This window comes from Pseudomonas sp. LBUM1649, from assembly GCF_059716155.1.
In genome coordinates, this window is record NZ_CP166807.1 from 97,086 (window position 1) to 110,000 (window position 12,915).

Sequence of the window (12,915 nt, forward strand, 5' to 3'; positions counted from 1 at the left end):
TTCAGCTCAGGGCGTCAGGGGTAGAGTGAGCCCACTATCTCTTTATGCATCAATCCTACGCATTCAACTGGAGCGCCAAATGACCCAGACTAATCTGCGCAACGGCCCTGACGCCAACGGCCTGTTTGGCGCGTTCGGCGGCCGTTATGTTGCCGAAACCCTGATGCCGCTGATCCTCGATCTGGCCCGTGAATACGAAGTGGCCAAGGAAGATCCTGCATTCAAGGAAGAACTGGCCTACTTCCAGCGCGACTACGTCGGTCGTCCAAGCCCGCTTTATTTCGCCGAGCGTCTGACCGAATTCTGCGGCGGCGCAAAGATTTATCTCAAGCGTGAAGAGCTCAACCACACCGGCGCGCACAAGATCAACAACTGCATCGGCCAGATCCTGCTGGCGCGGCGCATGGGCAAGAAACGCATCATCGCCGAAACCGGCGCCGGCATGCACGGTGTGGCGACGGCCACCGTGGCCGCACGTTTCGGCCTGGACTGCGTGATCTACATGGGCACTACTGACATCGAACGCCAGCAGGCCAACGTGTTCCGCATGAAGCTGCTGGGCGCCGAAGTGATCCCGGTCGTGGCCGGTACAGGCACCCTGAAGGATGCGATGAACGAAGCCCTGCGCGATTGGGTGACCAACGTCGACAGCACCTTCTACTTGATCGGCACCGTGGCCGGGCCGCACCCTTACCCGGCGATGGTTCGCGACTTCCAGGCCGTTATCGGCAAGGAAACCCGTGACCAGCTGCAAGCCCAGGAAGGCCGCCTGCCGGACAGCCTGGTGGCGTGCATTGGCGGTGGTTCCAACGCCATGGGCCTGTTCCACCCGTTCCTGGATGACAAGAGCGTTGAGATCATCGGCGTGGAAGCGGCCGGCTACGGCATCGAAACCGGCAAGCACGCCGCCAGCCTCAACGGCGGCGTACCGGGTGTCCTGCACGGCAACCGGACCTTCCTGTTGCAGGACGACGATGGCCAGATCATCGACGCCCACTCGATCTCCGCTGGCCTCGACTACCCGGGCATCGGCCCGGAACATGCCTGGTTGCATGACATCGGTCGTGTCCAGTACACCTCGGTGACCGACGACGAAGCACTCGCGGCATTCCACCAGTGCTGCCGCCTGGAAGGGATCATTCCTGCCTTGGAAAGCGCCCATGCCCTGGCTGAAGTGTTCAAACGCGCGCCGACCCTGCCTAAAGATCACCTGATGGTGGTCAACCTGTCGGGTCGCGGGGACAAAGACATGCAGACCGTGATGCACCATATGGAACACTCTCAACAAGAGCAGTCGAAGCAGGAGAAACACTGATGAGCCGCCTGCAAACGCGTTTTGCCGAACTCAAGGAACAGAATCGCGCTGCCCTGGTGACCTTCGTCACGGCGGGCGACCCGGATTACGACACCTCCCTGGCGATCCTCAAGGGCTTGCCGGCGGCGGGTGCCGACGTGATCGAGCTGGGCATGCCTTTCACCGATCCGATGGCTGATGGCCCGGCGATCCAGCTCGCCAACATTCGTGCCCTGGCAGCCAAGCAGAACCTGGCGAAAACCCTGGACATGGTTCGCGAGTTCCGCAAGGACAACAACGCAACGCCGCTGGTGCTGATGGGGTACTTCAATCCGATCCATAAATACGGCGTGCCACGGTTCATTGCCGAGGCGAAAGAAGCCGGTGTCGATGGCCTGATCGTGGTCGACATGCCGCCGGAGCATAACAGTGAACTGTGCGACCCGGCTCAGGCTGCGGGCATTGATTTCATCCGCCTGACCACACCGACCACTGATGATGTGCGTCTGCCAACAGTCCTCAACGGCAGCTCCGGGTTTGTGTACTACGTATCGGTGGCCGGTGTGACCGGTGCTGGCGCGGCAACCCTTGAGCACGTCGAAGAAGCGGTGGCGCGTCTGCGTCGCCATACCGACCTGCCGATCAGCATCGGTTTCGGCATCCGCACGCCGGAGCAAGCGGCGAACATCGCGCGTCTGGCTGATGGCGTGGTCGTGGGTTCGGCACTGATCGATCACATTGCCAATGCCACGACGCCGGAACAGGCTGTGGATGGCGTACTGAGCCTGTGCTCGGCGTTGGCCGATGGCGTGCGTAAGGCTCGCGTCAGCTGAAGGTAAAGTTCCTGATACAGAGGAATTAGAGCCTTGTTGATCGCGGTGGGCACCGGTTTACGAAATTCTCGAAGGGGTGCTCTGATCAGCGTGTAGCGAAAGGCTTCGCGGTGGTGGCGTCGCGAAGCCTTTTTTACGGCAACTGCAAACCACCCGAAGCCTTGTGCAACTTGCGCAGGTGCTCGCCAATCTGTTTAACGTTGGCTTCGTTGGCCGCCATTTCGGCTGCACGGTCTGGATCGAGCAGCGCTCTGACTTCCTTGTCCAGGTCCCCGGTCAATGCCTGAAGCTGCTTCTGCCGCAGGCTGCTTTCCGATTCCAGACGTTGCCATTCAGCAGGTTGCGGCAAGCCATACCCGCCGCTGCCGAGCAATTCCGCCGGACGACTGAGGAAGCCGCTGCTATCGAGAATTTGCCTCAGTGTCGCGTTAGCTTTGTCCATTCCGCCGTTTTTCAGCTCGCGGGCACCCAGGTAACGTTGTTTGACCTCGTCCTGGGCCAGGAGCAATTGCTGGCGATAGCTTGCCTGCTCCAGCAGGAGCAATGCCGCGCTGGTACGCAAATCTGCCTGATCGAACCATTGGCGGCGTTCGGCTGCGGTCAGGGACAACCAGTCTTCGACCTTTTCCTGTTTGATCGGCAGGTGCTTTCTCAATACCTCGAACATCGCTTGATAGCGATCGCGGAAAGAGTCAAAGCGATAACCCAGACGAAGTGCCTCACGTGGATCGTTCAGCACGCTGGTATCCGCCAGCCCGCGACCCTTCAGCACTTCCAGCAAACCATTGGGCATGATGTTGTCGAGAGCAACCAATTTTGAGTTGTTGGTGCCGCCACGCAATAACTTCAGCTCTTCCACAGCGCAGTTGTTTGACAGGAAGAAGTAGTTGCCGTCGTAACTCCAATGCATCTCGGCGGCACGTTCCACCACGTTTTCAATCTCGTCACGAGACAGGTTCAGCGGCACGGAGGCGAGGCTGCGTAACTCGGTCTTGGTGTATTCGTCGATCACCTGGGCCAGTGGCAACACGAACAGGCGTGACGGGTATTTGCCCACTAATCCATCCCAACTCGATAGCTGCACGTCGCCAACGAACGCGCGGTAGGACAGTACCAGGTGCTGGTCCAGGTCCAGGCGGCAATCCGGCCCGCGGGGCCGGCCCGGTGCGCAGATCACCAGGCGCAACATGCTGTGGCCCCAACGGCTGACCCAGTTCTGGTTGGCCTCTGCCAGTAGATAGTCGACGGCGTAGACCCGCTCCGGGTCAACCTGGCCCAGAGGCGTCTTGGCGAAGTCATTGCCGGCGTTGAGGAATGCGAAGGTCTTGCCGCAATCGCCTTTGGCGGCGGGTGCCCAGCCGAAACGCTCCTTGTAGTAGCGGTACAGCGCAGGGCGACGACAGGCGTAGCTCGGGTCGAGGAGGAAATACTCCATGTTGACCGCGACGAATTCCTTGGGGCTGCTGGTCTCGTAGATATCCGGGCTACGGGCGATCTGGCGGTTGTACTGTTCGCGCTCGCCACGACGGCCAACGTACTGCTGCCAGCCGGCGAGGTCGAGCAGGCGCGGGTCGTCGCTCAGGGTAAAGCGTCGATCGGACTGGCCGCGGCATTGATCGGGAATGCCGATCAGCCCTGAACTGCCGTTGCGTTGGGTACAGCGTTGAACCAGCGTGCGCTCCGTATTCGGCCAGAGGCGCGAGCGGTCATAAATGTGGGTCAGCTCATGCAGCACCGTGGCGAGCATTTCCCGGCGCACAGTGCCATGGGGGCGATAGGTTTTCTTGGTCGCGGCGCTGCCATCCGTGAGGCTGGCCAACAGCTTGCGATTCAGATCGAGCTCGGAAACCAGCGACGCCTGGCCATAGGCATCGCTGCGCATGTTATCGGTCCAGCCGACGTCGATGCGCCGGTCGAGTTGCTCGATGAACTGCGGCGGCAATGCCTGCATCGCTTCATCAAGCAACGCCTGGCTGGCCTGCTGTTGCGCGGGGGTCAGGCCTTCGGTCTTGAGATGGAGTTCCAGGTCGGCGTGGGCCGTGCTGCCGAACAGCAGCATGGCCCCGGCCAACAGCCAGGCAGCTGGAGACCTCACAGTGCGAGGATGGCTTCAGCGAGATCCTGATCACTGGCATCGCGGGCTTCCGGAACGCGAGTGCGCAACAAATTGAGAGCGGATTCCAGGTGCGCACCACGAATATCGCCATTGCTGGCGACGAAACTGGCGGCATCGTCCTGGGCTTCGCGGACGATTTTCGAGTCGCGGATCGACGTCGTGGTGTCGGAAGTGAAATCCAGCGTGCGCTGGGTGGCACGAATGAGGATGTTGCTGGTGGCAACCAGGGTTTGGGCCTGGGCCACATCAGCCAACAACAGCAGGCCAAGGGTGGCAACAATCAGCGGGTTACGCATGGAACGACTCCGGAGAAACTTGGGATAACTATTGGACGAGAATTGCCTGTGCCAGTTCAAGGTCGCTGGCATGAAGTTTTGGCTGGGCCTGGCGCAGGTAAGCCATGGCCGATTCCAGTTGTGCGCCTCTCATTTGGCCATCACTGGCGATGAATGCCGCGGCATCATCCCGGGCGGCGAGGAGCAGTTTATGGTCGAAGGGGGCAGACGTCACCATGCCTGTGGCATAACTGCTGGCCACAATGCCCTGGGTAGACAGGTTAAACGCGTCGAAGGCATGGGCCGCCCCCGAGTAGCAGGCTGCCAGAAATACTGGAGCAATCAGCAGGTTTGAAAGAAAACGCATGAGACTCGACAGTTGAACGTGAGTCCCAAGGCTAGCGCAAGGCCCGGGCTAGAGCCAGTGCTGAAACATTGGGACACGCCACGCGTGTCCCCCCATCGCGGCAAACGCTTAGATGGTCAGGATGGCCTGGGCCAACTGTGCGTCTGTTGCGTTCAGTTGCGGAGCCTGATGGCGAATGTGATCGAGCGCGCTTTCCAGTTTTACACCACGGATGCTGCCTTCGCTGGCAACGAAGCTGGCAGCGTCGTCACGGGCCGCGAGCACGACCTTGTCGTCTTTGAACGAAGACGTGACGTCAGAGGTCGCGTCGGACGAGGATTTGAGTGCACCGACGACGGCATCGGTGGTCACGATGAAGCTGGTGGCGTGGGCATTGGCAGCCACGGCAAGCAGGGCTGCAGCGCTGAGCAGACGAAGACGGGACATGGTGTAACTCCTTTTGGATAGAACGATTAAGAGGTGGCGCAGTGTCTGATAGTCAGACGCCAGACACTCGGGGGCGCCACGTTCTGGCTTGATATTAGGCCTGAGCAGGCCGTTTCGAACAGCCTATAAGAGAAAAGGTTGCAAAAAATCAGTTTGACCGGATGAAGTCCATTTTAAAACTGTAACGGTAGAATAACAGCATATTAAAACTGTATCTGTTTGCTGGCTGACAGCGCCTGAAACGACAAAGCCCGTCGTGGTTTCCCACGACGGGCTTTGTTTGTTCAATTCGGGTTGCTGGCGGTGGACCCTTCAGGTCAGAGCCAGCGACGCTAGCTTAGCGCCAGAACGGCTTGCTCAGCTCTTCGTAGCGTTGTGCTTCGCTAATCCCGGCGTCAGCCAGCAGACGCGAATCCAGGCGAGCCAGTTGGTGGCGGCTGGAGATGCGGCGCTGCCACAGCATCAGGTTGGCGATAACGCGCAGAGGCATGGAAGCCTGGGTTTTTGCAGCGGTGTCTTCGAAGAACAGTTCGGAACTGAGTGTACGTTCCATGGTTTTCATCCTTCCGCTTATGGCGGGATTAGGTAGTGGCTTAACTGGTGCCCATGATCCTCTTGTTTGCCTAGCCTCTGTAGATACAGTTCATCTGTATTGTGAGAGCTCAGTTAACTGTTTATAGGCGGTGTACTGGTCAAAAATGAGGCAACTGTACCTATGTGCTCCATAGTGGTGCAATATTGCTCGTATGGGTGGAAAGTGTAGGAGTAATCGGTAGGAAATGACCGGTACAGCAGTACAGTTTTTGGCAGGAATCTGCTTGGCAACAGCAAGCTGACGAAACTGTGTTTGCATCAGCTGCCATCTGTATCAATCAAACCGCGATCATTCTCCCGGTTTCTTCCAGGTTCATGTGCCAGCTCAGGGCATCACGCAGGATATGCGGCGTGTGCCCGCCGATGGCGCAGGCTGCCGTGAAATAGTCGTTCAGGGCCGGGCGATAATCCGGGTGTACGCAGTTGTCGATGATGACGCGCGCCCGCTCCCGCGGTGCCAGGCCGCGCAAGTCCGCCAGGCCGACTTCGGTGACGAGGATGTCGACATCATGTTCCGTGTGGTCAACGTGGCTGACCATCGGTACCACGCTGGAAATCGCCCCGCCCTTGGCGATCGACTTGGTCACGAAGATTGCCAGGTGCGCGTTGCGCGCGAAGTCGCCCGAGCCGCCAATGCCGTTCATCATCCGCGTGCCGCAGACATGGGTGGAGTTGACGTTGCCATAGATATCGAATTCAAGGGCGGTGTTGATGCCAATGATGCCGAGGCGACGGACCACTTCCGGGTGATTGGAGATTTCCTGCGGGCGCAGGACCAGTTTGTCCTTGTAGCGCTCCAGGTTGCCGAACACGTCAGCGTTGCGCCGGCTCGACAAGGTGATCGAACTGCCGGAGGCAAAGCTCAGCTTGCCGGCGTCGATCAGGTCGAACGTCGAGTCCTGAAGTACCTCGGAGTACATTGTCAGGTCTTCGAATGGCGAATCGATCAGGCCGCACATCACCGAGTTGGCAATGGTGCCGATACCCGCCTGCAGCGGGCCGAGCTTGTTGGTCATGCGTCCCGCGCCGACTTCTTGCTTGAAGAAGTCGATCAGGTGATCGGCGATGGCCTGGGTATCCACATCCGGTGGCAGCACCGTGGACGGTGAGTCGGACTGCTTGGTGACCACGATCGCGACGATCTTTTCCGGCGCAATCGGTATGGCGGTGCTGCCAATGCGATCATCGACCTTGACCAAGGGAATCGGCGTACGGGTCGGACGATAGGTCGGGATATAGATGTCGTGCAGGCCTTCGAGGTTGGGGTTGTGCGCCAGGTTGATCTCGACGATCACGTGCTTGGCGAAAATCGCAAAGCTGGCCGAGTTGCCTACGGAAGTGGTCGGCACGATATAGCCCTGCTCGGTAATGGCCACGGCTTCGATCACTGCGATGTCCGGCAGCTTCAGTTGCTGGTTGCGCAGTTGCTCGACGGTTTCCGAGAGGTGTTGGTCGATGAACATCACTTCGCCAGCGTTGATCGCCTTGCGCAAGGTGCTGTCCACCTGGAATGGCATGCGTCGTGACAGTACGCCTGCCTCGGTGAGCTGTTTGTCGAGGTCGTTGCCCAGGCTGGCGCCGGTCATCAGGCTGATCTTCAGCGGGGTGACCTTGGCCCGTTCGGCCAGTGCATGGGGTACGGCCTTGGCTTCGCCGGCGCGGGTGAAGCCGCTCATGCCGACGGTCATGCCGTCCTCAATCAGAGCGGCAGCGTCGGCGGCGCTCATCACTTTATCCAACAACGAAGGCAGGCGAATACGGTCACGGTACATGGATTGTTATCTCGGGCAACGGGTAGCAGGACGTGCAGTCTAGTGAATTTCACGGCGCTGTGTCCCGCTACAAAGGTCGCAAACGAGGTGTCTATTCCGGCACTTTCAGACAAAACACCGTTACCGTATCGGTAACAACGCGGCAGTTTGTTCGACGATTGGCGCAAACAAAAACGCCCCGACGAGTCGGGGCGTTTTGCTATTGCGAAGCGATGTTAATCGACAGCTTTAACCATGTCTTCGATGACTTTTTTCGCGTCGCCGAACACCATCATGGTTTTGTCCAGGTAGAACAGTTCGTTGTCCAGGCCTGCGTAGCCGCTGGCCATCGAGCGCTTGTTGACGATGATGGTCTTGGCTTTGAACGCTTCGAGGATCGGCATGCCGGCAATCGGCGATTTCGGATCGTTCTTCGCGGCCGGGTTGACCACGTCGTTGGCGCCCAGCACCAGCACCACGTCGGCCTGGCCGAACTCGGAGTTGATGTCGTCCATCTCGAACACCTGGTCATAAGGCACTTCGGCCTCGGCCAGCAGTACGTTCATGTGGCCAGGCATACGACCGGCGACCGGGTGGATTGCGTACTTCACGGTCACGCCGCGATGGGTCAGCTTCTCGGTCAGTTCTTTCAGTGCATGCTGGGCTCGCGCTACCGCCAGGCCGTAGCCAGGAACGATGATCACGGTGTCGGCGTTGGTCAGCAGGAAGGTCGCGTCGTCAGCCGAACCGGATTTCACCGGACGAGCTTCCTTGGCGCCTGCGGGACCAGCGTCGGCGGTATTGCCGAAGCCGCCAAGCAGTACGTTGAAGAAGGAGCGGTTCATCGCCTTGCACATGATGTACGAGAGGATCGCACCGGACGAACCCACAAGCGAGCCTGCAATGATCAACATCGAGTTGTTCAGCGAGAAGCCGATACCCGCCGCCGCCCAGCCGGAGTAGCTGTTGAGCATGGAGACGACTACTGGCATGTCGGCACCGCCAATCGGGATGATGATCAGCACGCCAAGCACGAAGGCCAGCGCCAGCATCACGCCGAAAGCGGTGTAGTCGCCGGTGAGCATGAAGGTCACGCCCAGGGCCAGTGTGGCCAGGCCCAGCAGCAGGTTCAGCTTGTGCTGGCCGCCGAACTGTACCGGCGCGCCCTGGAACAGGCGGAACTTGTACTTGCCAGCCAGTTTGCCGAAAGCAATGACCGAGCCGGAGAAGGTGATCGCACCGATGGCAGCACCCAGGAACAGTTCCAGGCGGTTACCGGCCGGGATAGGATCACCGAGTTGCTGAACGATACCCAGCGACTGTGGCTCGACCACGGCGGCCACGGCGATGAACACCGCTGCCAGGCCGATCATGCTGTGCATGAAGGCGACCAGCTCTGGCATCTTGGTCATTTCAACGCGTTTGGCCATGATCGAACCGGCAGTGCCGCCGATCAGCAGGCCGACGATCACGTAGACGATACCGTCATTGGCCAACTCGGAACCGAGCTTGTAGATCAGGCCGACTGTGGTGAGGATCGCCAGGCCCATGCCGAGCATGCCGAACAGGTTGCCGCGACGCGACGTGGTTGGATGCGAGAGTCCCTTGAGCGCCTGGATGAAGCAGACCGAGGCGATCAAATACAGGGAAGTAACCAGATTCATGCTCATGCTTGCTGCACCTCAGCCTTGATTGCTTCAGCCTTGGCTGCCGGAGCTTTTGCTGGGGCCGCTTTCTTCTTGAACATTTCCAGCATGCGCCGGGTGACCAGGAAGCCACCAAACACGTTGACCGCGGCCAGGGCCACGGCCAGGGTGCCCATGGTCTTGCCCAGTGGGGTCACGGTGAGGGCGGCAGCGAGCATGGCGCCGACGATGACGATAGCCGAGATCGCGTTGGTCACGGCCATCAGTGGTGTGTGCAGTGCAGGTGTCACGTTCCAGACCACGTGGTAGCCGACATAGATGGCCAGCACGAAGATGATCAGGTTGTAGATACCGTGAGAGATCAGCATGTCTTCCATTGTTTTATCCTCAGCCGTTCTTGCGCACGATCTGGCCGTCGCGGCACATCAGGCACGCGGCGACGATATCGTCTTCAAGGTTGATCACCAGTTGTCCATCTTTATCGAACAACAGTTTCATGAAGTCCAGCAGGTTGCGTGCATACAGTGCCGAGGCATCGGCGCCAACCGCGGCCGCCAGGTTGGTCGGGCCAACGATGGTCACGCCATTTTCGACGACCACCTGATCGGCCACGGTCAGCGGGCAGTTACCGCCCTGTGCCGCTGCCAGGTCGATGACCACCGAGCCAGGTTTCATCTGTGCCACGGTTTCCGCGCTGAGCAGCGTTGGCGCCTTGCGACCCGGAATCAGTGCAGTGGTGATGACGATGTCAGCCTGCTTGGCGCGTTCGTGTACGGCCACGGCCTGACGTTGCATCCAGCTGGCCGGCATTGGGCGTGCGTAGCCGCCGACACCGACGGCGCATTCACGCTCTTCATCGGTCTCGTAAGGCACGTCGACGAACTTGGCGCCGAGGGATTCGATCTGCTCTTTCACCGCAGGGCGCACGTCGGACGCTTCGATCACCGCACCTAGGCGCTTGGCCGTAGCGATGGCCTGCAGCCCGGCAACGCCAGCGCCGAGAATCAGCACCCGCGCCGCTTTCACGGTGCCCGCAGCGGTCATCAGCATCGGCATGAAGCGCGGATAGTGATGAGCGGCCAGCAACACGGCTTTATAGCCGGCGATGTTGGCTTGCGAGGACAGTACATCCAGGCTCTGTGCGCGGGAGGTGCGAGGGGCGGCCTCCAGGGCAAAGGCGGTAATGCCGCACTCGGCCATCTTGGCGATGGTTTCGTTGTTGAACGGATTGAGCATCCCCACCACAACGGTGCCGCTCTTTATCAGCGCAAGCTCGCTGTCGCTGGGGGCGACGACCTTCAAAATCAGCTCTGCACCAAACGCATCACTGGCGCTGCCAATGGCTGCGCCTGCGGCTTCATAGGCACTGTCAACAACGCTGGCATTGACGCCGGCGCCGCTTTGTACAGTGACCTTGTGACCCTGGCCGATCAGCTTCTTGATGGTTTCGGGGGTTGCAGCAACCCGTGTTTCACCGGTCTGGGTTTCGAGAGGAACACCAATGTGCACGTCAAATCTCCTGCGTGATCTTATTGAGTAAACCCATGCACTACGGATGGTGCGGCTGGGGCGGCCGATCAGCACGACCCCACTAAATCAAGGCGGGGCGCGGCATTTTGCAGGCGAACTTTGTGCCCTTCAAGGGATTATGACGGGTGACGGAAAATTAACTACAAGTCACCCCGTGACCGAATGTCGCAATGATCTGGCTCTATCCCTTACAGACCGTGGCTTGCAGGGCTTTTTTGCAGTTTTTTCGAAATTACAAATCGTTACGGTGAATGAAGCGTCATTTCGCTGGAGAGGAGGCTCAAAGCCACGTCTTCAGGCGCTTATGGCACGTTTGTACTGCTTCTGGGTACAGTCTGTGAAAATGCGACAAATACTTATATCTGTAGGGTTTTCAATTTGCTGACTACGAAGTCAGCTAATTGTTAAGGGCCTTTATCCCTCTAGGCTGTAGCTGTGCGCCTGATTCACCAGCCAATCTCGAAAAGCCCTTAAAGACGCCGATTCGACCTTTCTCTCCGGAATCATCAGGTAATAGGCCTTGATACTGGAGAGTGCCTGCGGGTTGGCGATCACCAGGCGTGCCTCGGCCAATTCGCGTTGAATCAGGAACGGCGGGATCAGCGCAATCCCCATATCGTGCATCGCCGCCTGGGCCAGCATGGAGAATAGCTCGTAACGCGGCCCTGTCATGTCCCGTGGGACGTTCAGGTGTTGAGAGTCGAACCATTGGCGCCAGGCGTAGGGGCGGGTGGTCTGTTGCAGGAGGGGCAGGTCGGCGATTTCAGCGGGTGTCAGGGCATTCTTGTTACCCAATAGGTTGGGGCTGCACACGGGCATCGGATTTTCACCCATCAACCTGTGGGATTCAGTACCCGACCAATCCGCATCACCGAAGTAGATCGCTGCGTCGAAATCGGTGTCGGCAAACAGGAACGGGCGCGTGCGGTTGGTCAGGTTGACCGTCACTTCCGGATGTTTCTGCTGAAAGTCCTTGAGTCTGGGCAGCAGCCACTGTGTGCCGAACGTCGGAACCACGGCCAGTTCTATCACGTTGGCTCCCTGCTGGCCCATCACGGATAAGGTGTCGCGTTCAACCGCATCGAGTTGAGTGGCAACCCGGCGACTGTAGGAAAGTCCCGCCTCTGTCAACTTGACCCCGCGTCGGGAGCGTCGGAACAGTTCCACGCTGAGGAACTCCTCGAGGCTGGCGATCTGTCGGCAAATTGCCCCTTGGGTCAGCGAAAGCTCCTGAGCTGCCTTGGTGAAACTTTCATGGCGGGCGGCCGCTTCGAAGCTGATCAGGGCCGTTGTGCTGGGTATTTTCCTACGCATGTACGTCAACCTCACTAATACATCGCCTTGAATGGGTTTTGCGACGTTTCGGAGTGAGAAATTAGCACAACAGTATGCGAAATCCTCGTTTGCCTCGACGTCTAACCCGGCCTAGGATCACTGCACGTTATTTGACCTGTTTCGAGAGGACACACTCATGGCCGGTAAAGCTAGCTTCAACTGGATCGATCCCCTGCTGCTGGATCAACAGCTCACCGAAGAAGAGCGCATGATCCGCGACACCGCTGCGCAGTTCGCTCAGCAAAGTCTGGCGCCGCGTGTGCTCGAAGCTTTCCGCCATGAAAAGACCGATCCGGCGATCTTCCGCGAAATGGGCGAAGTGGGCCTGTTGGGCGCAACCATCCCCGAACAGTACGGCGGCAGCGGCCTGAACTACGTCAGCTACGGCTTGATTGCGCGTGAAGTCGAGCGTGTCGATTCCGGCTACCGTTCGATGATGAGCGTGCAATCCTCGCTGGTGATGGTGCCGATCAATGAATTCGGTACTGAAGCCCAGAAACAGAAATACCTGCCAAAACTGGCGTCGGGCGAGTGGATCGGTTGCTTCGGCCTCACCGAGCCTAACCATGGCTCCGATCCGGGTGCGATGATCACTCGTGCACGAAAAGTGGAAGGCGGCTACAGCCTGACCGGCAGCAAAATGTGGATCACCAACAGCCCGATCGCCGATGTGTTCGTGGTCTGGGGCAAGGACGATGCCGGCGACATCCGTGGCTTCGTTCTGGAAAAGGGCTGGAAAGGCCTGAGC

13 protein-coding genes (1 of these 13 cut by a window edge) are annotated in these 12,915 nt (G+C 59.1%); 3 read left to right on the top strand and 10 right to left on the bottom strand.

What is annotated here, in order from left to right; genetic code table 11:
- The first annotated feature begins 79 nt into the window (after window positions 1-79).
- Window positions 80-1,315, top strand: coding sequence for a tryptophan synthase subunit beta (gene trpB, locus ACA058_RS00485; RefSeq protein WP_497637361.1), 1,236 nt, complete (start codon window positions 80-82; stop codon window positions 1,313-1,315).
- Window positions 1,315-2,127, top strand: a complete 813-nt coding sequence (trpA, locus tag ACA058_RS00490) for a tryptophan synthase subunit alpha (RefSeq protein ID WP_497637362.1) — start codon at window positions 1,315-1,317, stop codon at window positions 2,125-2,127. The genes trpB and trpA overlap by 1 nt, the downstream gene beginning before the upstream one ends.
- Before the next feature lie 133 nt (window positions 2,128-2,260).
- Here trpA and ACA058_RS00495 read toward each other — a convergent pair whose 3' ends face one another.
- The 10 genes from ACA058_RS00495 to ACA058_RS00540 all read right to left on the bottom strand — a co-directional run bounded on the left by ACA058_RS00495 (window position 2,261) and on the right by ACA058_RS00540 (window position 12,146).
- On the bottom strand, window positions 2,261-4,222 hold the full coding sequence (locus ACA058_RS00495; RefSeq protein ID WP_497637363.1) for a DUF7844 domain-containing protein: 1,962 nt from the start codon (window positions 4,220-4,222) through the stop codon (window positions 2,261-2,263).
- A complete protein-coding gene (locus ACA058_RS00500) occupies window positions 4,219-4,539 on the bottom strand; it encodes a DUF2388 domain-containing protein (protein ID WP_020798084.1) in 321 nt (106 codons plus the stop codon). The genes ACA058_RS00495 and ACA058_RS00500 overlap by 4 nt, the downstream gene beginning before the upstream one ends.
- 28 nt (window positions 4,540-4,567) lie before the next feature.
- The gene (locus ACA058_RS00505; RefSeq protein WP_497637364.1) at window positions 4,568-4,885 is read right to left on the bottom strand and encodes a DUF2388 domain-containing protein; all 318 of its coding nucleotides are present in this window, start codon (window positions 4,883-4,885) and stop codon (window positions 4,568-4,570) included.
- Between the two features lie 108 nt (window positions 4,886-4,993).
- Entirely contained in the window at window positions 4,994-5,311 is a 318-nt protein-coding gene (locus ACA058_RS00510) for a DUF2388 domain-containing protein (protein WP_497637365.1), read from the bottom strand.
- A gap of 337 nt (window positions 5,312-5,648) precedes the next feature.
- Window positions 5,649-5,864, bottom strand: a complete 216-nt coding sequence (locus ACA058_RS00515) for a DUF1127 domain-containing protein (protein ID WP_007902752.1) — start codon at window positions 5,862-5,864, stop codon at window positions 5,649-5,651.
- 319 nt (window positions 5,865-6,183) lie between these two features.
- Entirely contained in the window at window positions 6,184-7,677 is a 1,494-nt protein-coding gene (gene scpC / locus ACA058_RS00520; RefSeq protein WP_497637366.1) for a succinyl-CoA:acetate CoA-transferase ScpC, read from the bottom strand.
- A 215-nt stretch (window positions 7,678-7,892) separates the two neighbouring features.
- A complete protein-coding gene (locus tag ACA058_RS00525; protein ID WP_497637367.1) occupies window positions 7,893-9,326 on the bottom strand; it encodes an NAD(P)(+) transhydrogenase (Re/Si-specific) subunit beta in 1,434 nt (477 codons plus the stop codon).
- On the bottom strand, window positions 9,323-9,679 hold the full coding sequence (locus tag ACA058_RS00530) for an NAD(P) transhydrogenase subunit alpha part 2 (RefSeq protein WP_008064823.1): 357 nt from the start codon (window positions 9,677-9,679) through the stop codon (window positions 9,323-9,325). Before ACA058_RS00530 ends, ACA058_RS00525 begins: the two co-directional genes overlap by 4 nt.
- Before the next feature lie 10 nt (window positions 9,680-9,689).
- Window positions 9,690-10,811: a Re/Si-specific NAD(P)(+) transhydrogenase subunit alpha gene (locus tag ACA058_RS00535; protein ID WP_497637368.1), complete on the bottom strand. Its 1,122-nt coding sequence runs from the start codon at window positions 10,809-10,811 to the stop codon at window positions 9,690-9,692.
- Window positions 10,812-11,246: 435 nt separating this feature from the next.
- A complete protein-coding gene (locus ACA058_RS00540; protein ID WP_497637369.1) occupies window positions 11,247-12,146 on the bottom strand; it encodes a LysR family transcriptional regulator in 900 nt (299 codons plus the stop codon).
- 157 nt (window positions 12,147-12,303) lie between these two features.
- On the opposite strand from ACA058_RS00540, the gene ACA058_RS00545 reads away from it, so the two are divergent.
- Window positions 12,304-12,915: the 5' portion of an acyl-CoA dehydrogenase gene (locus ACA058_RS00545; RefSeq protein WP_497637370.1), read on the top strand. Its footprint extends 570 nt past the window's final position; the window shows 612 of its 1,182 coding nt (coding positions 1-612); it begins with the start codon at window positions 12,304-12,306; its stop codon lies beyond the right edge, outside the window.